Origin of the sequence: Maribacter sp. IgM3_T14_3 (assembly GCF_049603095.1) — a bacterium.
In the GTDB taxonomy this organism is placed as follows: Bacteria; Bacteroidota; Bacteroidia; order Flavobacteriales; family Flavobacteriaceae; genus Maribacter.
In genome coordinates this window covers 662705-683783 of sequence record NZ_CP187138.1, presented here as the reverse complement: position 1 = coordinate 683783, position 21079 = coordinate 662705, and the positions used below count along the sequence as shown (strand labels likewise).

At 35.4% G+C, this 21079-nt stretch carries 21 protein-coding genes; 18 read left to right on the top strand and 3 right to left on the bottom strand.

Annotated features, from left to right (window positions below):
• The first annotated feature begins 25 nt into the window (after window positions 1-25).
• Entirely contained in the window at window positions 26-1861 is a 1836-nt protein-coding gene (gene rpsA / locus ACPF9A_RS03175; RefSeq protein WP_424001578.1) for a 30S ribosomal protein S1, read from the top strand.
• 187 nt (window positions 1862-2048) lie between these two features.
• Here rpsA and ACPF9A_RS03170 read toward each other — a convergent pair whose 3' ends face one another.
• Both ACPF9A_RS03170 and ACPF9A_RS03165 read right to left on the bottom strand, forming a co-directional pair.
• Window positions 2049-3299 carry an OmpP1/FadL family transporter gene (locus tag ACPF9A_RS03170; protein ID WP_424001576.1) on the bottom strand — a complete coding sequence of 417 codons (1251 nt, stop codon included), beginning with the start codon at window positions 3297-3299 and terminating at the stop codon, window positions 2049-2051.
• Window positions 3289-4629 carry a DUF4270 family protein gene (locus tag ACPF9A_RS03165; protein ID WP_424001574.1) on the bottom strand — a complete coding sequence of 447 codons (1341 nt, stop codon included), beginning with the start codon at window positions 4627-4629 and terminating at the stop codon, window positions 3289-3291. The genes ACPF9A_RS03170 and ACPF9A_RS03165 overlap by 11 nt, the downstream gene beginning before the upstream one ends.
• A gap of 237 nt (window positions 4630-4866) precedes the next feature.
• Here ACPF9A_RS03165 and ACPF9A_RS03160 point away from each other — a divergent pair, with 237 nt between their 5' ends.
• The 13 genes from ACPF9A_RS03160 to ACPF9A_RS03100 all read left to right on the top strand — a co-directional run bounded on the left by ACPF9A_RS03160 (window position 4867) and on the right by ACPF9A_RS03100 (window position 16392).
• Window positions 4867-5862 (top strand): Kelch repeat-containing protein, encoded by a 996-nt coding sequence (locus tag ACPF9A_RS03160; RefSeq protein ID WP_424001572.1) that lies wholly within the window; start codon window positions 4867-4869, stop codon window positions 5860-5862.
• Window positions 5863-5936: 74 nt separating this feature from the next.
• Window positions 5937-6278: a DUF4907 domain-containing protein gene (locus ACPF9A_RS03155; protein WP_424001570.1), complete on the top strand. Its 342-nt coding sequence runs from the start codon at window positions 5937-5939 to the stop codon at window positions 6276-6278.
• Between the two features lie 49 nt (window positions 6279-6327).
• A complete protein-coding gene (locus tag ACPF9A_RS03150) occupies window positions 6328-7320 on the top strand; it encodes a sensor histidine kinase (protein WP_424001568.1) in 993 nt (330 codons plus the stop codon).
• On the top strand, window positions 7317-8045 hold the full coding sequence (locus tag ACPF9A_RS03145; protein ID WP_424001566.1) for a LytR/AlgR family response regulator transcription factor: 729 nt from the start codon (window positions 7317-7319) through the stop codon (window positions 8043-8045). The genes ACPF9A_RS03150 and ACPF9A_RS03145 overlap by 4 nt, the downstream gene beginning before the upstream one ends.
• Window positions 8046-8157: 112 nt before the next feature.
• On the top strand, window positions 8158-8697 hold the full coding sequence (pyrR, locus tag ACPF9A_RS03140; protein ID WP_424001564.1) for a bifunctional pyr operon transcriptional regulator/uracil phosphoribosyltransferase PyrR: 540 nt from the start codon (window positions 8158-8160) through the stop codon (window positions 8695-8697).
• Window positions 8698-8701: 4 nt separating this feature from the next.
• Complete coding sequence (locus ACPF9A_RS03135; RefSeq protein WP_424001562.1) at window positions 8702-9628, top strand: aspartate carbamoyltransferase catalytic subunit; 927 nt, start codon at window positions 8702-8704, stop codon at window positions 9626-9628.
• A 1-nt stretch (window position 9629) separates the two neighbouring features.
• Window positions 9630-9962 (top strand): ribonuclease Z, encoded by a 333-nt coding sequence (locus ACPF9A_RS03130; RefSeq protein WP_424001560.1) that lies wholly within the window; start codon window positions 9630-9632, stop codon window positions 9960-9962.
• A 35-nt stretch (window positions 9963-9997) separates the two neighbouring features.
• Complete coding sequence (locus ACPF9A_RS03125) at window positions 9998-10903, top strand: ribonuclease Z (protein ID WP_424001558.1); 906 nt, start codon at window positions 9998-10000, stop codon at window positions 10901-10903.
• Window positions 10904-10981: 78 nt separating this feature from the next.
• Window positions 10982-11629 carry a pyridoxamine 5'-phosphate oxidase gene (pdxH, locus tag ACPF9A_RS03120; RefSeq protein WP_424004409.1) on the top strand — a complete coding sequence of 216 codons (648 nt, stop codon included), beginning with the start codon at window positions 10982-10984 and terminating at the stop codon, window positions 11627-11629.
• Window positions 11630-11644: 15 nt separating this feature from the next.
• Window positions 11645-12133, top strand: coding sequence for a SixA phosphatase family protein (locus ACPF9A_RS03115; protein WP_424001556.1), 489 nt, complete (start codon window positions 11645-11647; stop codon window positions 12131-12133).
• Window positions 12130-14196: a polyphosphate kinase 1 gene (gene ppk1, locus ACPF9A_RS03110; protein WP_424001554.1), complete on the top strand. Its 2067-nt coding sequence runs from the start codon at window positions 12130-12132 to the stop codon at window positions 14194-14196. Before ACPF9A_RS03115 ends, ppk1 begins: the two co-directional genes overlap by 4 nt.
• Before the next feature lie 12 nt (window positions 14197-14208).
• Entirely contained in the window at window positions 14209-15099 is an 891-nt protein-coding gene (locus ACPF9A_RS03105; protein ID WP_424001552.1) for a Ppx/GppA phosphatase family protein, read from the top strand.
• A 96-nt stretch (window positions 15100-15195) separates the two neighbouring features.
• On the top strand, window positions 15196-16392 hold the full coding sequence (locus tag ACPF9A_RS03100; protein ID WP_423997793.1) for an IS256 family transposase: 1197 nt from the start codon (window positions 15196-15198) through the stop codon (window positions 16390-16392).
• A 57-nt stretch (window positions 16393-16449) separates the two neighbouring features.
• Here the strand turns inward: ACPF9A_RS03100 and ACPF9A_RS03095 are convergent, their stop codons facing one another.
• Entirely contained in the window at window positions 16450-17031 is a 582-nt protein-coding gene (locus ACPF9A_RS03095; RefSeq protein WP_424001550.1) for a tRNA-(ms[2]io[6]A)-hydroxylase, read from the bottom strand.
• A 130-nt stretch (window positions 17032-17161) separates the two neighbouring features.
• On the opposite strand from ACPF9A_RS03095, the gene ACPF9A_RS03090 reads away from it, so the two are divergent.
• The 4 genes from ACPF9A_RS03090 to ACPF9A_RS03075 are packed head-to-tail and all read left to right on the top strand — an operon-like array spanning window position 17162 to window position 21075.
• Window positions 17162-18097 (top strand): EboA domain-containing protein, encoded by a 936-nt coding sequence (locus ACPF9A_RS03090; protein WP_424001548.1) that lies wholly within the window; start codon window positions 17162-17164, stop codon window positions 18095-18097.
• Window positions 18097-19008, top strand: coding sequence for a TatD family hydrolase (locus tag ACPF9A_RS03085; protein ID WP_424001546.1), 912 nt, complete (start codon window positions 18097-18099; stop codon window positions 19006-19008). The genes ACPF9A_RS03090 and ACPF9A_RS03085 overlap by 1 nt, the downstream gene beginning before the upstream one ends.
• Window positions 19008-19907, top strand: a complete 900-nt coding sequence (eboC, locus tag ACPF9A_RS03080; protein WP_424001544.1) for a UbiA-like protein EboC — start codon at window positions 19008-19010, stop codon at window positions 19905-19907. Before ACPF9A_RS03085 ends, eboC begins: the two co-directional genes overlap by 1 nt.
• A 7-nt stretch (window positions 19908-19914) precedes the next feature.
• Window positions 19915-21075, top strand: a complete 1161-nt coding sequence (locus tag ACPF9A_RS03075; RefSeq protein ID WP_424001542.1) for a 3-dehydroquinate synthase — start codon at window positions 19915-19917, stop codon at window positions 21073-21075.
• Window positions 21076-21079 lie beyond the last annotated feature (4 nt).

The following is a 21079-nucleotide window of genomic DNA, read 5'->3' as shown; positions in this document are numbered from 1 at the left end:
TGGAATACAAACTATTAATCAGCAAATGGCTGAAGAAAAAACAAACGCAGAGGTAGAAGCTACTACTGAAGCAACACAACAAGCTGTTGAGACTCCACAGCAAGATCCACAAGAATTTTTAGAAAGTTTCAATTGGGAAAAATACGAGCAAGGAATTGAGCGTGTTGATGATTCTAAATTGAAGGAATTTGAAAAATTAGTGGCTGAAAATTTCGTTGACACCGCAGATGCTGAGGTTGTTGAAGGAACTGTAGTTTATATTACTGATAGAGAAGCTATTATTGATATCAACGCAAAATCTGAAGGTGTAATTTCGTTAAACGAATTTCGTTATAACCCAGGTTTAAAAGTTGGTGACAAAGTAGAGGTTTTGATCGATATTCGTGAGGATAAAAGTGGTCAATTAGTATTGTCTCACAGAAAAGCAAGAACTATCATGGCATGGGATCGTGTTAACGCGGCTCATGACAAAGAAGAAATCGTTAGTGGTTTTGTTAAATGCAGAACTAAAGGTGGTATGATCGTTGATGTTTTCGGAATTGAGGCATTCTTGCCTGGTTCTCAAATTGACGTGAAGCCAATTCGCGATTACGATCAGTATGTAAATAAAACAATGGAATTCAAGGTTGTAAAAATCAACCACGAATTTAAAAACGTTGTTGTTTCTCATAAAGCTCTTATTGAAGCGGATATTGAAGAACAGAAGAAAGAAATCATTAGCCAATTAGAAAAAGGACAAGTATTAGAAGGTGTTGTTAAAAACATTACTTCTTATGGTGTGTTTATTGATCTTGGTGGTGTTGATGGTTTAGTTCACATTACTGACCTTTCTTGGAGCAGAATCAACCACCCGAACGAGGTTGTTGAATTGGACCAGAAATTAAATGTTGTAATTCTGGATTTTGATGAAAACAAATCTAGAATACAATTAGGTCTTAAGCAATTAGAGAAGCACCCTTGGGAAGCTTTATCTGATGAAATTAAGATTGGTGATAAAGTAAAAGGTAAAGTAGTTGTTATAGCTGATTACGGCGCATTCATCGAAGTTGTTGAAGGTGTTGAAGGTCTTATCCACGTTTCTGAAATGTCTTGGTCAACGCACTTGCGTTCAGCTCAAGATTTCGTAAAAGTTGGTGATGAGGTTGAAGCAGTTGTATTGACATTGGATCGTGAAGATCGTAAAATGTCTCTTGGTATCAAGCAATTGACTCCAGATCCTTGGACTGATATTACTACTAAATACCCTGTAGGTTCTAAGCATAAAGGTATTGTAAGAAACTTTACAAACTTTGGTGTCTTTGTTGAACTAGAAGAAGGTATTGATGGTTTAATTTATATCTCTGATCTATCTTGGACTAAGAAAATCAAGCATCCATCTGAGTTTACCAATGTTGGTGATACTTTAGAGATAGAGGTGTTAGAATTAGATGTTGATGGTCGTAAGTTAAGCTTAGGTCATAAACAAACTACTGAAAACCCTTGGGATAAATATGAAACTGAATTCGCATTGGGTACAGTTCATACAGCAACCATTTCTGATGTAGTTGATAAAGGTGCAACAATTGAATTTAACGAAGATATTACTGCATTCATTCCTCAACGTCATTTAGAGAAAGAAGATGGTAAAAAACTAGGTAAAGGCGATGAAGCTGAATTCAAGATTATTGAGTTCAATAAAGACTTCAAACGTGTAGTAGCTAGTCATACTGCTATTTTCCGTGAAGAAGAGCAACGTAATGTAAAAGCGGCTGTCAAAAGACAATCAGCTAGCGCAGATGAAGCTAAGCCTACATTAGGTGATGCTAACGATGCACTACAAGCGTTGAAAGACAAAATGGAAGCTGATTCTAAGAAGAAGTAATTTCATAGTATAGATTCTGAATAAGAATCAAAAGTAAAAGCCCGGATAATTATCCGGGCTTTTTTAATATCCATACTATCAGTTCCTATTAGGGTTCCAACAAAATGAATTACTAATGGAGATTTTATATTTAGAAGTTAAAATTCCTTCTAATTTTTTTTTTGAAGTTTTAGTGTCAATGGTTGACTTAGTATACCTTCTTCTTTACAAACCAGATATCTTCTAAACTTAAGTTTAAGGTAACTAGATGATATTTTTCTTTAATAAGTACATTCTGTAATAATCCCTTAGAGCCATAACTGTAAGAAAGGTTGATCATAGAGTGGCTACCTCTACTCGCTGGTATACCGATACCTGCCGTTAAGTTATAACCTTCTATTTTTTTATCGCCTATTGCTAAATAGCCGTTATCATAATTGTAACCTAATCTATAGCTAATTCGTTGACCGTATTTATAACTAGTGGGGTCTTTAAGATATTCTAAACCAAACGCGTAAATGTCTTGGTCTTGATAGCTACCTATGTTTTCGGATTGATCAGTATCTGTCCAGAAGTTTTTCTTATAATCTGCACTAAAGGTTAACGCCTCAATCGGTTTTATACTCATACCAAAGCCGAGCTCTAATGGAAGTTTAAAATCAGAAACATTATCAGAACTTTCGTCTTCAACAGTAATTTCAGTTCCTAATAAAGTTTTATTAACTGACCTTTTTAAACTGCCCTTTAAGCTAGTAGGCAGCTGAACCGTACTACCAATGGTTATATTTTCATTGACATCAAACTGTAGTCCGAAACCTAGCCTCGCACCGCTATAATTAGTTTTTTCTGTAGACTCGAAAGTAGAAGAACTATAACTAAAAGATTCGGTTTCCTCAATGCTTCCAAATAGGAAGGACGCACTTAATCCTAATCTCAATTTTGGAATAACTGAATATCCAACATTCAGTTTAATATCATTTAGCCCGCCCAGTCCGGTAATATTACTTTCAAAAGTTTCTGTAGAACCTTCAATATTAGTGTTTACACCTAGTAATGAATACCCAACATCGCTATAAGGTATCATGGTTATACCGGCACCTAAATTATCGGTAATTCTAAATCCGAAGGCTATATTAGAAAAGTTAACGGTCGATTTTTCTTCAGATGTAGAAGTATTGCTATAGTTATTGAATTCGCCCGTTACACCGATATCATATAAAAAAGAATGTTGAGGTATTAAAGCATAGTTTGCGGGGTTGAGGTTATTAAGTTCATATGGCGATTTTATACCGATACCACTATAACCTAGACTATTAAATTTACCAATGCTGGTTTGGTTTATTACTCCGAGTCCGTATAAAGAATAAGGTGAGCTTGTTAACGCTTCAGACTGGGCAGAAGCTAGTTGACATGCTGATACTATTCCTATTGTAAAAAAAATAATTTGGTTAATCTTCATCGTATATACCGTATGTTAATTCTAAAATTGTTTCGTTTTCTCCATTTCCATTTCCACTCATAATAAATCGATCGACCGAAGAATTATAGTCAATCGGTAGAAGGATCAACGCATCATCTATGTCTCTATCTTTTAGCTGCAGTTCTTCTAAAAAGTAGGCTAGTGATATTTCATAATAGATATCATTGAATTCTTGGTTTTCTCTGTTAAGTATGGCATAATACGTTGAGGTTAATGTTTCTACTAGTTCATTATTTTGATCAACCACGTAAACGGCAAGCGTATCTCTTAGCTTTAAATTGTTGTTATAAGATTGGGCAACCGGTTTAATTTTTAAAACTCCGTCTAATATGGTGCCGTTGCCTGGTATATCGTACAGACTACCAATATGTGGAAATTGAATTCGCATGGCAATTCCGATTCCCGACTCAATATAGCTTTGGTTGTTAGAATCTGAACTAGCAAGATTGGTCTTGCTATCTGTCAAAGACTGTAATGGGGTAATGGGGTCGTCAGCGATAATTCTATTAAAAAATGGTAGGGGAGAAGTGGCGGCATTTATTTGAACATCAATATATTCTTGAATATTATCATCGGCAGTATCTGTGCTAAAATACAAGCGCATATAGGTGTTTTCAAAAGATTTAGAAAAACCAATAATAGAACCGTTATCAGTTTCGTCTGGTAGAATACCGATACCTTTAAAATAATTTCTGTACTCGTCAGAGTTTACAATATTCTTTTCTTGAAGTTGGGTAAATACATCAGACCCAAAATCGTCTATCAACTTAATAGTAATTGAATCGCCCGCTAGAGGTCTTGGGTAATATTCAAGTATGCCAAGGTCAGCTTCTTCATAACCAATACTGCTGGTATTGTAGAAATAATCATCGCTAATTGGTTTTAAATTTTCATTTATTTTTTTAATGTGGATGGTATTTTTCTGTAATGTGTCATTATAATAATACTGGTCGTAACCTAACACCATAACAAGGCTGTCAAATTTGGCATCGCTATCAATAGTGTAAGATGCAGGTAAAAATTGCATGTAGCTAGATGCTGTTATAGTGCCAAAAACGGTATCGGTATATTTTCCGGTGAGTATTCGTGTAGATACAGATGTAGCGATACTATCAAACTTCATCGTAGAAGTGCTAACTGTCAACGTATCTATCAATAAAAGTCGAATAGTACTATTTGTAAAAGTTTCACCGGCAACAAATTCTGAATCATTATAAATGTCATCACTGCAAGAAACTGCGGTTATCGTAAAGACACCACCGAACATAATCATGTAGAACACACGTATTTTATTTAAGAACACCTTCATTTAGAATTTAATTTTTATCAAAGCTAAATGCCAGTCTTGGTTGTAAAAACCCGAATAGACGAATCGTGTATGTTAAGGGATGAACACTGTTATTTGAACTATCAAAGAAAAGTTCGTGTTGGTAGATGAAATTTTGGGTTTGGTATGTTAAAAACCAATTTTAATCTATTGTGTTTTTTTGAACCCTAAGGCCTCTAGTAGATTTGAACTCGAATACAACGAAACTTAAAACAAAAAATGATGAATAAAAGAAAATGGTATGTGTACAAGATTACTGGTATGCTGATTATGGCTATGGTATTTACGAGCTGTTCAAGTGAAGATGAAGATGATGATTTAGGTAACTGGGTAGATAAATCTGTTTTCGATGGTAGTGCGAGAAGTAGTATATCTGGTTTTACAATTAACAATGTCGGTTACATGGGGGTTGGTTACGATGGTGACGATTATCTATCCTCGTTTTGGGCATATGATATTGAGGGTGATTATTGGTCACAGAAAGCAGATTTCCCCGGGGTGGCCAGAAATGCTGCGGTAGGTTTTGAGGTTGATGGTGTCGGTTACATTGGCTCTGGCTATGATGGTGTAGATGAGTTGACAGATTTTTACAAGTATAATACAGCCTCTAATACATGGACTGAAATTGCACCGTTGCCAACGGCAAGAAGAAATGCTGTAGGCTTTGGCGTAAATAGCTTTGGCTATGTAGGTACTGGTTATGACGGTGAAAACGATAGAAAAGATTTCTGGAAGTATAACCCGGTAAACGATACATGGACAGAGTTAGTAGGCTTCGGTGGAAATAAAAGAAGATCTGCCACAACATTCACTATTAATGATCAGGTGTATTTAGGTACAGGAGTGTCTAATGGTGTATACCTAGATGATTTTTGGGTTTTTGATCCTACCACAGAAAGCTGGACAAAGAAGTTAGATTTGGACGAAGAAGATGAATACGCTATACAACGAAGCAATGCAGTTGGTTTTACCGTAAATGGATATGGTTATATCGCTTGTGGAGAGCTAAGTGGTGCTACAAATACTGTATGGGAATATGACCCGATTACAGATGAATGGGAACAAAAGACTTCTTTTGAAGGAGCAACGCGACAAGATGCAATAGCTTTTTCAAATGGCAGTCGGGTATTTATAGGTATGGGTAGAACGGGTACATTATACCTAGATGATTTAGATGAATTCTTTCCTCAAGATGAGTATGAGGAGGAAGATTAATTTTTCATAGTGAGTGCAATTGTTAATTTTTTGGGTCAATCTGTGTAGATTGGCCCATTTTTAAACATTTATTTATGATTTCGACTGCAAAATTTTGGGTATTTATTGTTCTATTTTTGGCACTTGTTTTGGGTTATTCAATTTATAATCAAACATTCACTAATGAAACTCAAAGTTTTCATAGTCAGGTGGTCAATCTAAATGATGGTTATGGTTATCAGATTATGAGAGGAGAAAAAATACTGATTTTACAAGAGTTCATACCGGGTTTTCCTGGTAAACAAAAGTTTGCCACCGAGGCTCAAGCCCTAAAAACAGCAGACCTTGTTATATCAAAAATAGAAGCAGGTAAGTCTCCCGTTTTAAAATTGTCAGATTTGATAGAAAACAATATTTCAACTGGGGCAGTACACTAGTTTCCATATGAGAATAAGTTTAAAAAATAGAGTTCAGATAGTTGTTCATATGAGTATATGGATATTGTTATACGGACTCGCTTTTTACCCGATCTTAAATAACGAGAGACCTATACCGTCAGATGTTTTACCTAAGCTGATTGTTATTCTAGTTCTTTTCTATTTTAACTACTTCTATTTAGTACCAGAGTATTTATTGAAGAAAAGTGTATTGATTTATCTCTTTGTTTCAATCGGGTTATTGATTATTGCTGTAGCGGGACTCAACCATTTTTATGAGCCTAAACTACAAGAAGATTTTTTTTTAGAAAGAGAGCCACCAAGAGGGTTTGGGTATATGCCTATTTATAGGTCGTTCGTAAACTTAGGCATACCCTATGTTATAAGTGCAATTTTAAGAATGTATGTAGAATGGAAGCGTAACGAGAACTTACGATTGTCTGTTGAAAAGGAAAATATTAAATCAGAGTTGCAATTTTTAAAGGCACAGTTAAATCCGCATTTTTTATTCAATTCGTTAAATACGATTTATGCCCTTTCTGTAAAAAAATCACCAGATACCTCTGACGCCATAGTTGATTTATCTGAATTAATGCGCTACATGATTTATGAGGCAGATAAAGATTTAGTGCCATTAAATAAAGAGTTAGACTATATAAAAAGTTACATACAGTTACAACGTCTACGTTTATCTGATAGCGAAAACGTATCATTAAAAATTACAGGTGAAGATAGAGGTAGGGCTATACCGCCATTATTGTTTATCTCATTTATAGAAAATGCATTTAAATATGGCACAGATTACAAAGGTAAAACCTACGTTAAAATTACATTGATTATTACAGATGCTTCTATTTATTTGAATGTGAGAAATAAAATTGGAATTTTTAGAGAACCAACCAAAAACTCGGGCATCGGACTCCAGAATATTAGAAACCAATTAAAATTGATTTATCCGGAGTTGCATAATCTAGAAGTAGAAAATGATGGCAAAGATTATGAAGTTTCATTAACTATTTATCAAAAACAAGCGAAACCATGAGGTGTATAATAATTGATGATGAGCCATTGGCAATAGAAATACTTTCAAGCTACTGCCAAAAATTAGATTTTATCGATTTGGTAAAGACATACACCAACCCTTTAGATGCGATAAGTGAAATAAAAGAGAAGAAAATCGATTTAATTTTTTGCGATATCGAAATGCCCCAAATTAACGGAATCGATTTTATGGGTACGCTAGATAACAAGCCATTTTTCATATTTACAACAGCCTATTCTCAATATGCCGTTGACGGTTTTGAATTGAACGCTGTAGATTATTTAGTAAAACCGATACCGTATCACCGTTTTATTAAGTCGGTATCAAGAGTTCAAGATTTAATTTCTAAAAAACAAAAAACTATCATGGAAGCAAACGTATTCTCATCGACCGGAGATAATTCAGTAGATAAAAAGTTCATTTTTGTAAAGGCAGAATACGAAAGTATTAAAATCGATTTAGACCAAATTGAATATGTGCAAGGTTTAAAAGATTATTTAAAAATCCATATTTGTAATACTAACAAAACCATTCTCACGCTCATGAGTTTCAAAGAAATTATGAGCAAATTACCTTCAAATCAATTTCTTAGAGTACATAAATCTTATATTGTAAATGTAAATTTCATTAAAACAGTACAGCGTAATAGAATAGTTATAAACGATATGCGCATACCAATTGGTGAAAGTCATAAAGAAGCATTTTTCTCAATATTGGGTTTATAGTAGATACTTTAGAATACAATAATTGAGTATTTCAAAATCACTTCTTACTTATGCTATTAAAGTTTAAATAGAATTATCTATTTTTGTTTAGCTAAAAGCACGGGTGCCTATTATGAGTCAAAAAGTTTTACTCTCTTCTAAAGAAATAAATATCATCCTGCATCGATTGGCTTGTCAGCTTCTTGAAACTCATTTAAGTTTTGAAAATACTGTTTTAATCGGTATTCAGCCGAGAGGCAAGTTTCTTGCCCAACGCCTGACCAAAATTCTTAAAGAAGATTATAAAGTAAAGCATATAGACCTTGGTTACTTGGATATAACTTTTTATCGTGATGATTTTAGACGGGGAGACAAAACTTTAGAAGCCACAAAAACAAAAATAGATTTCTTGGTAGAAGATAAGAATGTGGTCTTAATTGACGATGTTCTATATACCGGTCGAAGTATTAATGCGGCATTAACAGCTTTACAATCTTTCGGCAGACCAAAAGATGTTGAACTATTGTGTTTAATAGATCGCAGATTTAGCAGACATTTACCTATACAGCCTAACTATAGAGGTCGTCAAGTAGATGCCATAAACGATGAAAAAGTTAAGGTGATGTGGGAAGAAAATGATGGGGAAGATATTATATATTTAGTAAATAGATAAGAAAATGAGCGAACTGAGTGTTAAACACTTACTGGGAATTAAATACCTGAAGGAGACCGATATTCAGCTTATTTTTGAAACTGCCGATCATTTTAAGGAAGTGATTAATCGATCAATTAAAAAAGTTCCTTCGCTTCGAGATATTACTATTGCAAATATTTTTTTTGAAAATAGTACCAGAACAAAATTATCATTTGAACTTGCTGAAAAACGGCTTTCTGCAGATGTGGTTAATTTCTCTGCCAGCCAGTCTTCTGTAAAAAAAGGCGAAACCTTAATAGATACCGTAAATAACATTTTGTCTATGAAAGTGGATATGGTGGTTATGCGGCATCCAAATCCTGGGGCTGGTATATTTTTATCAAAGCATGTTAATGCTTCTATTGTAAATGCAGGCGATGGCGCTCATGAGCATCCAACACAGGCATTATTAGATTCGTATTCCATCCGCGAAAAACTTGGCGATGTAGCTGGTAAAAATGTGGTAATCGTTGGGGATATTCTTCACTCAAGAGTAGCGCTGTCAAATATCTTCGCATTAAAATTACAAGGAGCAAATGTTAAGGTTTGCGGTCCTAAAACATTGTTACCAAAATATATAGACTCATTAGGTGTTGGTGTAGAAACTAATTTGAGAAAAGCTTTGGAGTGGTGCGATGTGGCAAATATGCTACGTATACAGAACGAAAGGTTAGATATCAGTTATTTTCCGACTACAAGAGAATACACCCAACAATTCGGGGTCAATAAAAAGCTATTGGATAGCTTAGATAAAGAGATTGTAATCATGCACCCCGGACCAATAAATAGGGGAGTTGAAATTACGAGTGATGTTGCAGATTCAAAACAATCTATAATTTTGAATCAAGTTGAAAACGGAGTTGCCATTCGTATGGCGGTTATTTATTTGTTAGCATCTAAAATAAAGTGATATGATTTTTACTAAAGAAGGATCGTTGATTATTGTTTCTCAAGAAGAAATATCAATAGAGCGTTTTTTACAAAATTTGGAGAATGAATATACCAAATTAAAGAATGATAATTTGGTATTAGATTTATTAGGGTTCTCAAAACTGACGCCTTATAATGTTATTTCGTTTTTAGAAATAGCTAGAAAACATAAAAAAAACGGACAGTCATTTGTGCTGGTTTCTGATAAAGTATCGTACGACGATGTACCAGAAGAAATGAGTTTGGTGCCTACACTTCAAGAAGCACGAGACGTTATTGAAATGGAAGATATAGAACGCGATTTAGGTCTTTAATTACAGATACCTAAAGAACATAGAACATAATTAATATGCGACTTACCGTATTGGGTTGTTACGCTGCAACACCAAGAACACTTACAAACCCAACCTCTCAAGTACTTCAAATTAATAACCACATGGTTTTAATAGATTGTGGCGAAGGTACCCAAGTAGAGCTAAGAAGGCATAAAATTAAGTTCTCAAGAATCAACCATATTTTCATCTCTCACCTTCATGGCGATCATTTTTTTGGTCTTCCCGGTTTCATTTCTACGATGAGGTTGTTGGGTAGAGAGAAAGAGCTTCATGTTTATGGTCCAAAAGGTATAAAAGAGGCAATAACATTGCTTTTGAAATTAGGCGATTCGTGGACGAACTATCCCTTATTATTTCATGAGCTCTCAAGTAAAGAGTCAGAGCTTGTTTTTGAGGATACGAAAATCAGTGTAACCACAATTCCGTTAGATCATAGAATCTATACTAATGGATTTTTGTTTAGAGAGAAAGTAGGTAAAAGAAAGTTAAATATTGCTGCTACTGAAGAGTATGGCATTGACAAAGCCTATTACCAAAACATAAAAAATGGTAAAGATATTACCTTAGACAATGTTGAGGTAATTAAGAATAGTGAATTGACTTTTGATCCGCCTAAACCTAAATCTTATGCCTTTTGTAGTGATACTATTTACGATGAAAGCTTAGCTTCGAAAATTAAAGATGTTGATGTTTTATATCATGAATCTACCTTTTTAGAGTCAGAAGCAGAATTGGCAACGAAAACTAAACATGCAACAGCAATGCAAGCGGCAAAAGTAGCTAAAGCGGCAAACGTAAAAACCTTGGTATTAGGTCATTATTCAACACGGTATAAATCTATCGAGCTTTTTAAAGAAGAAGCATCCACTATATTTGAAAATGTACTTCTTGCCGATGATGGTAAGAGTTTCGATTTTTAAATCTTTTAATACGTTTTTATACCATTTAATTTCCTTTCTTTTTAGAACTTTGTTTATCTTGTTTTTAACACGAAAATGATGCAGAAAGATTTAGGAGATTATAGAAAATCGTACGAGAAAAGTGCGTTGATGGAAGACAGTATATCTGACAATCCTATTCAGCTATTTCAAACTTGGTTTTATGAGGTTGAAAAATCTGACGGAGTTGATGAGCCTAATGCCATGACAGTTTCTACGGTGGGGTTAGACGGTTTTCCGAAAAGCAGGGTAGTTCTTCTAAAAAAATATACCCACGAAGGTTTTATATTTTATACCAATTACAATAGCGAAAAGGGAAGAGCGATAAATGAAAATCCGAAGATTTGTATTTCTTTTTTCTGGGCGAATTTAGAACGTCAAATAATTATAAAAGGCACCGCCGAGAAATTGGCAAAAAACCTTTCTGACGGTTATTTTGAATCAAGACCAGACGGCAGCAAATTAGGTGCTTTAGTATCTGATCAAAGCACGGTAATTAACTCTAGGTCTGTTTTAGAAGATAGACTTACCGAGTTAGAGAAAGAATATGAAGGTAAAGAAATTGAAAGACCAGAGCATTGGGGCGGATATTTGGTAAGACCGGTTTCAATGGAGTTTTGGCAAGGTAGACCCAATAGGTTGCATGATCGAATTCGATATACCCTTACCGATAATTTTGATTGGAAAATGGAAAGATTGGCACCATAAATTTAATTAAGCCGTATGAAGAATTTATATTTAATGCGACATGGTAAGTCATCTTGGGAACTCAATGTAAGTGATCAAGATAGGTCGCTATTGCAAAGAGGTATTTTTGATGCCTATTTGATAGGTGAAAAAATAGCAAGTAAGAATTTAAACATAGATCAGGTATATACGAGCCCCGCAAACAGGGCGTTTCATACCTGCATAATTTGTCTACGTGCACTTGAGTATCCTCTTGAGAATTGTAATATAACTTCAGAGTTATATGATTTTTCTGGAGATCAGGCACTTCAATTCATTAAGAATTTAGATGATAATTTAGACAATGTCCTTCTTTTTGGGCATAACCATACCTTTACCCATTTGGCAAATTCCCTTGGAGATAAACATATCAATAATGTTCCTACCAGTGGCTTTGTTCACTTACAATTCAATGACAATACTTGGGCTACTATTTCAAAAGGCTCAACAATACAAACTATTTTTCCGAAGCAACTAAAAGCATGATAAAAAATAACAACCAGTACATAAACAGAGAGATAAGTTGGTTATGGTTCAACGAACGGGTTTTGCAAGAAAGTGCAGATAAAAATGTGCCGTTAATTGAGAGACTTCGTTTTTTAGGTATTTTCTCTAATAATTTAGATGAATTTTTTAAAGTGCGTTACGCAACTGTTAAGCGTATTGTAGAAGCTGGTAAGACCGGAAAAAGTGTGCTGGGTGGCGAGAAAGCTAAAGATCTTTTAGATGAGATTACAAATATTGTAATAGAGCAACAAACCAAAAGTTTAACGATTCTTAGAAGAATAGAACACGAACTAGAGGGAAAGAATATATTTATCATTCAGGAGACGGAATTAAATGAAAGTCAGAAAGAATTTGTAAAAGCCTATTTCTTAAAAGAGGTGAGTCCGCAATTAATGACTATCATCTTAAATGATCTTACACGTTTTCCTACGTTAAAAGATACTGCGGCATACTTGGCGGTAAAAATGGTAATTAAGAGTGAAGAAAGTAAGAAAGAAAAACGTTACGCTTTAATTGAGATTCCGAAGGGCATAGACCGTTTTGTGGTATTGCCAGATGAAGGTGAGAAAAGTTACATTATCATTTTAGATGATATGATCAGGTATTGTTTAGATAATATTTTTACCATGTTCGAGTACGAATCTATTTCGGCACACATGATAAAAATTACAAGAGATGCTGAATTAGATATAGATAATGACCTAAGTAAAAGTTTCATTGAAAAAATATCGTCAAGTGTAGAGCATAGAAAAACTGGTGATCCTGTTCGTTTTGTATACGATAAGAGTATAGGTAGAGATACCCTAGCTTTTCTAAAAGAAAAAATGAATATCGAAGATACTGATAGTGTAATACCTGGTGGTAGATATCATAATCGTAGAGATTATATGGGCTTTCCTAGCTTAGGTAGAAAAGATCTATTGTATGATAAAATAGTCCCATTACCTGTAAAAGGCTTGAGTGTAGAAGGTAGTATATTAGAAAGTATTGCGAAAAAAGATTATTTGCAATACACTCCTTATCACACCTTCACCTATATTTTAAAGTTTTTGCGTGAAGCTGCTTTAGATCCCAAAGTTCGTACTATAAAAATAACGGTGTACAGGTTAGCAAGTGATTCTCAAATAGCTGCATCATTAATAAACGCGGTAAAAAATGGAAAACAAGTTACCGTACAAATAGAACTTCAAGCCCGTTTTGATGAGCAGGCGAATATTGAATATGCAGAGCAATTACAGGCAGAAGGAGTAAAACTTATTTTCGGAGTACCAGGCTTAAAAGTACATAGTAAAATTTGTATGATTGAGCGCGAAGAAGCAGGGTCCTTAAAAAGATACGGATTTGTTAGTACAGGTAATTTCAACGAATCAACAGCAAGAATCTACACAGATTTCACCTTATTTACGGCAGATGAATCCATACTAAAAGAATTGAACAAAGTTTTCGATTTCTTTGAGACGACGTATAAAATTAATAAATACAAACATCTTATCGTATCGCCGCATTATACCAAGAATGCGTTTATGAAATTAATTGATAATGAGATTGCAAATGCCAAGCAAGGTAAAGTAGCTTTTATCAAAATAAAAATGAACAGTTTTACCTCTTATAAAATGGTAGATAAACTGTATGAAGCAAGTAGGGCAGGGGTAAAGATTCAGTTGATCATAAGAGGTATATGTTGCTTAATACCAGGTGTTGAAGGTATGAGTGAAAACATCGAGGCAATTAGTGTTATTGATAAATTTTTAGAGCATACACGCCTTTTTGTTTTTGCCAACGGAGGAGATACAAAAATATATATTTCATCTGCAGATTGGATGACCAGAAACCTCGATTATAGAGTAGAGGTAGGTTGCCCAATTTATGATGTAGACATAAAAAAAGAGTTGATGGATACTTTTGACATTTGTTGGAAAGACAATATGAAAGCTCGTATTTTCAATGAAAAACAAGATAATGCCTATAGAAAGACAACCGTGCCTAAAATAAGGTCACAGTTTGCTACTTATGAGTATTATGCGAATAAACTAGAATCTTAAAAAAGAAATCTTTTGAGGATAAGAAAATTTGCGGCGATCGACATAGGCTCCAATGCTATTCGGTTGCTTACACATAACGTAATTGAAGATAAGGGTAAAAGAACCCAATTCAGAAAAAGTTCTTTAATTAGGGTGCCTGTGCGACTGGGTGAAGACTCATTTACAGTAGGTGAAATTTCTGAGATAAATGAAAAACGGTTAATAAGTACCATGAAGGCTTTTAAACTGCTGATGGAAGTTGCAGGAGTTGAAAAATACAGAGCTTGTGCTACATCTGCGATGAGAGAAGCCAATAATGGTAATGAGATAATTAAAAAAATTGCTTTAGAATCAGGTATTCAAATAGATTTGATAGATGGTAAGCAAGAAGCAGCTATAATAGCCGCGACAGATTTAAAGAGTCTCATCAAAGAAGATCAATCTTATTTATATATTGATGTTGGTGGCGGTAGTACAGAATTCACCTTATTTTCAAATGGTAAGATTCAAGTTTCCAAGTCGTTTAAGTTAGGTACGGTCAGACTTTTAAATAACATGGTCAAACCTGAAACTTGGAATAAATTGGAAGAGTGGATTAAGTTAATTCTGAAAGATAAACCCAAGTTATCCATAATTGGCTCAGGTGGTAATATTAACAAGTTGCATAAGATTTCTGGGAGAAAGGAAGGCGAACCTTTGTCTTATATTTGGTTGAACGCCCAATATCATTTTTTAGATAGTCTAAGCTATGATGACAGAATTTCAGAGCTAGGTTTAAATCCAGATAGGGCAGATGTTATCATACCGGCAACCAAAATTTTTCTTTCAGCTGCCAAATGGAGTGGCGCTAAGAAAATTCATGTTCCTAAAATCGGACTTTCAGATGGTATAATAAAAGATTTATATAATTCGGAAAGTAAATAAGATTTGTTTTAGAGGACTATCTCATAAAGTGTGTAAATAAAAAAATAGCGGGGGCATGCCCCCGCTATTTTTTTAACTTTAAATTTTCACACCATTATGAAGAAAGAGGAATTATTCAACGATGAGTTCTTAAAACAGTTCAAGACCGGTGACGAGCTGAACGGTTTTCTGAAAGAACTCCAAAAACGTGGTATCGAGAAGATGCTGGAAGGCGAGCTTGACGGCCACCTCGATTATGACAAACATGGAAAGGCCAGGAACGGGAACACACGTAACGGCCATTCGACCAAAAAAGTCCGTACCTCCTTCGGGGAATCAAGGATCGCGGTGCCAAGGGACAGGGATGCCAGTTTCAACCCCATGATCGTGCCCAAGCGCGGTAATATGGTCGACGGTATCGAGAACGTGATCGTATCGCTCTATGCCAAGGGAATGAGCAACAGCGATATCGAAGAGCAGATACGGGAGGTCTACAACTTCGATATCTCCACATCCACCATATCGAGGATAACCGACAAGATCTCCGGGGACATCGTCGCTTGGCAGAACAGGCCATTGGAACCGATATACCTTATCGTCTGGATGGACGGGATCGTGTTCAAGGTACGCGAGAACTCGAAGGTCATCAACAAAACGGTCTATATCGCGGTAGGATTGCGCAGGGACGGTAAGAAAGAGGTCCTTGGGCTTTGGTTGGGCAAGAACGAGTCCGCCGCTTTTTGGATGAGCGTACTGACCGATATACGCGCCCGTGGCACCGAGGACATCCTGATAACCGCAACCGATAATCTGAACGGGTTCACCCAGACCATCAAGAACGTGTTCCCCGAATCCAAGACCCAGATATGTGTGGTGCATCAAATAAGGAATGCCTGTAGGTACGTTGTCTGGAAGGACAAAAAAGCCTTTACAACAGATATGAAACTTATCTACAACGCACCTACACAAGCTGCGGCGAAGGCCGCCCTAAAGGACTTTGCGGACAAATGGGAAGGGAAGTACTCCTATGCCGTCAAAAGCTGGAGGGACAACTGGGACGAGCTTACCGTGTTCTTCGAGTTCCCCATCGAGATCAGGAAAATAATCTATACCACCAACCTTATCGAGAACCTGAACGGCAAGATCAGGAAGTACACCAAGAACAAGCTGTCCTTCCCGACGGACGATGCCGTGATGAAATCCGTATATTTGGCGGTAAGGGAGGCCACCAAAAAGTGGTCGATGCCTGTAAGGAACTGGGGCATAATCCTAAATCAGTTCCTGACGATCTATGAAAAAAGGGTCAGACTTTAGATAAAAGTCCAACCCCTGTTATTTTTAACTTACACAGTTAATGGGATAGTGTCTGTTTTAGCCGTGAATACTTTCTTTTGTGCCCAAATCTTTCATGATTTGAGCTTCATATTCCAAAAGGCTATTCCATTTTGTATTCACCTCTTCTAGTTCGCCATATTTACGGGCAAATTTTAAGAACATGGTATAATGTCCGGCTTCACTAATCATTAATTTATGATAGAATTCGGCTAATTTTTTGTCTTCTAACTCTTCAGACAATAATCTAAAACGCTCACAGCTACGTGCTTCAATTAGTCCGGCATATAATAATCTGTGAACCAATTGTGTAGTTCTGCTACCTCCTTTTGGAAAGAATTTAATCAACTGAATTACATAGTCATCTTTACGATCTCTGCCTAAAGTGATGCCACGTTTTAGTATAAGGTCATGCACCATTTTAAAATGACCCATTTCTTCTCTAGATAAAGCAACCATTTCTTCAACAAGCTCAGTATATTCAGGGAAAGAAACAATTAAAGATATAGCTGTACTAGCAGCTTTTTGCTCACAATAGGCGTGATCCGTTAAAATTTCATCAATATTTTTCTCAACAATATTTACCCATCTTGGATCGGTAGGTAGTTTTAAGCCTAGCATAAATTATTCATTTAAAAACAAATGTAAAAAGAATAACAAGAATGTGATTTTAAAGTAAAGCATTTCAATTGAAATTAGCTGCAAATACTATGATAATTGATATTTTTTCTTCGGATAAATAGCTTTATTTTTGGAAAACACTTGGCGGAAAGAATTTTTATCCTATTTACATTGGATGCATTTGCCAAACCTAACACATATTTTGATGCACTTTAAAGATACGAAACTGCAGCTTTCTAAAATTGTTGAATGTAATATTAATTCGAATACAAAAGAATGGTTAGCGGATAAGATTACGACCATTACACATACGAAATCTACGAAAGACCTTTATTTAACGTATAGTTTACTTGCGCCTAAAATTGATGCTAATCAACCCTTTGATACATCAATGATAACAGCTGAATTAATAAATTACATTAAAATTCAAAATGGAAATTTTTTACAAATAGCAAGAATGTATTTTTTGATTAATGTACTTGAAGCTGATGAAGAATTTTTCAGTGAAAAAGTGGCGAATATTATAGAAGTTGCCGACACAAGCGAGCTAGAAACATTTTTGAAATTTTTGATTCTGTTGCCCAACCCTGAAAAATACAAAATGGTTGCGGTAGATGCTTTACGAACAAATATTTCGCCGGTTTTTAATGCATTGGCATATTATAATCCTTATCCAAGTAGTTATTTTGATGACCAGCAGTGGAATCAAATGTTCTTAAAAACGGCCTTTATGCAAGGCAATTTAAGTGCTATACTCAATATTGATAAAAGAGCAAATAAAGATTTAGCTAGAATAATCTCTGACTATGCACATGAACGCTGGGCGGCAGGTAGGGAAATAGATCCTGATTTTTGGCGTCCTGTAATTCAATTTATGAGCCCAGCACTATTAGAAGATATGAATCGATTACTAAATAGTAAAAATAAATTTGAAAATAGAGCAGGAGCTTTGTGCTGTTATTTTTCAGACAACCCAGATGCCAAAAAATTATTAAATGGTCATCAAAATTTAATTCAACAAATAGAAAATACAGCACTTAGCTGGGAAACCATAAAAGAAGAATAATGGAAGATAAAATGATGTTTATTGATCCTCATGTTCACATGTCCTCAAGAACTACTGATGATTATGAGGCAATGGCCAAAGCAGGTATAGTCGCACTTATTGAACCTTCATTTTGGTTAGGGCAACCACGAACAAAAGTAGGTTCATTTCAAGATTACTATAGTAGTTTAGTAGGTTGGGAGCCATTTCGGGCTAGCCAATTTGGTATTCAGCATTATTGTACCATTGGATTAAATTCAAAGGAAGCCAATAATGAGGCTTTAGCAGAACAGGTTATTGAATTATTACCGTTATATGTTCATAAAGAAAATGTAGTTGCTATTGGGGAAATAGGCTATGATGACCAAACCGCCGCTGAAGACAAATATTTTAGAATCCAGTTAGAGCTGGCGAAAGAATTGGATATGGTAGTACAAGTGCATACACCTCATAGAGATAAAAAGGCGGGCACAATTAGAAGTATGGAAGTTTGTTTAGAACACGGTCTTGACCCCAAAAGGATAATTATAGATCATAATAATGAAGAAACGGTTGAAGAGGTGTTGAATAGAGGTTTTATTGCTGCATTTACCATTTATCCTAATACAAAAATGGGAAATGAACGAATGGTAGAAGTGGTGAAAAAATATGGTAGTACAGATATTATTGTTGATAGTTCTGCGGATTGGGGCGTTAGTGATCCACTTGCGGTGCCAAAGACGGCATCACTTATGCTCAAAAGCGGTATTTCTAAAGAACACGTAATTAAAACCTGCTACCAAAATGCATTAGATGCTTTCGGTAAAAATGGGAAAATGAAGGAATCAGATTGGATGAATGCCAAAGGAATCAATCAAACAGAACTATATAATAATAACAGCGTTTTAAGAGGGCAAGATCCAAAAATTGAAAATACTGATAAAATTCACTAATGAGGATTGTTTTAAAAGGCTATTTACAATTAATGCGGCCTGCAAACCTTCCTACGGCCGCAGCTGATATATTGGCTGGCATCACTATTGTTTTATATCTGCAAAATATTGATGTGATGACCTTTTTAGGTGAGCAAGGTGGTGATGTGTTTTTATTAGTTTTTTCGTCGGTTGCATTATATGCTGGCGGAGTTGTTTTTAACGATGTATTTGATGCTGAATTAGATGCTGTAGAGAGACCTGAAAGAGCAATACCAAGTGGACGCGTACCCAAAAGAAAAGCTATTTATTTTGGAACTGTTTTAATGTTGATAGGTATTGCTTTGGCATTTAAATGCACATTGTTGTCAGGAATGATATCTGTGGTATTGACCATTGCTATTTTGGCATATGATGGCTACTTTAAGCAGTTCGGATTTGTTGGGCCTTTGAATATGGGTATTTGCCGAGGATTGAATCTTTTATTAGGCATGTCTATTTTGGGAAGCCTTACTCATTGGTACATTTCTTTGGTTCCGGTCGTATATATTTTTGCCATCACCTTGATCAGTAGAGGTGAGGTACATGGTAATAATAAAAAACATATTGTTTGGGCGGGTATTCTCTATGCAATAGTTGTACTATCTATTGCGTTAATTGTAATGCAACAGAAAGACAATGTCTTGGTGTTATTGCCGTTTTTACTTTTGTTCGGATTTTTAATTTATTCGCCATTAATTAAGGCATATAAAGAAAATTCGCCCAAGAATATTAAGAAGGCAGTAATGGGGGGTGTATTATCGTTGGTGGTGATGAACGCTTGCTGGGTGGCTGGTTTTTCTAATTGGTATTTGGCTTTAGCAGTTTTATTATTATTACCGATTTCAATGCTATTGTCTAAATTATTTGCGGTAACATAAAATACGTATGCAATTACAACCTATAAAACAGTCTTTTCAAGTGCAATACGATTATCAATTGTACTTTACTTCGGGACTATTTGCTCTAGAGAATCCGTTATTCGAAAAATTAATTGCGGACTATAAGAGCTTTGAACCTGTCAAACTTTTGTTTGTGTTAGATGACGGCGTTAAAAGCCATCATCCTGCATTAATAGATGAGATTGAAGCTTATTGTAGAAAAAATCAGCAAACAATAAAGTATACCAATACTTTGGTATTGCCAGGTGGCGAGCAAGTTAAAAACAGCGATGCAGCTATTGATCCTGTTTTGAAAGGAGTCAATGAAAACAAAATTTGTCGGCATTCATTTGTCGTTGTTATAGGTGGTGGTGCAGTAATCGATATGGTTGGTTATGCCGCTGCAATTGCGCATAGAGGTGTTAAGTTGATACGAATACCCACAACAGTATTATCTCAGAACGATTCTGCAGTAGGGGTAAAGAATAGTGTAAACGCTTTTAAAAAGAAAAATTTTTTAGGAACGTTCGCTCCGCCTTTCGCAATTATCAATGACAGTAATTTTCTAGAAACTCTAGAGCAACGTGATTGGATTTCCGGAATTTCTGAAGCGATTAAAGTTGCATTGATTAAGGATAAAACTTTCTTTAAGTACATAGCGGATAATGCTACGGCATTGAAAAATAGAGAAATGGAACCCATGCAATATGTCATTTATAAGTGTGCAGAAATGCACATGCATCATATAGCGCAAGGTGGTGATCCATTTGAATCAGGTTCGTCAAGACCTTTAGATTTCGGACATTGGGCAGCCCACAAAATGGAATTCATGACCAATTACGAATTGCGACATGGTGAGGCAGTAGCAAAAGGTATTGCATTAGATGTAACCTATGCGCAATTAACCGGTTTAATTTCAGAGGTAGATTTACAGCATATTTTAGACGTGATGATTGCTATAGGTTTTGATCTTTCTCTTCCAGTTGAAAGTGCTGTTGAGATTCAATCCTTGTTAGATGGCATAGAAGAGTTTAGAGAGCATTTGGGTGGTCAGTTAACTATTACCCTAATTTCTGATTTAGGTGTTAAACATGACGTTCATACTATCGATATGGAGTTAATGGCACAGGCAGTTTCAAAATTGAATCATCAATTCGCATTAAATTAAGTTC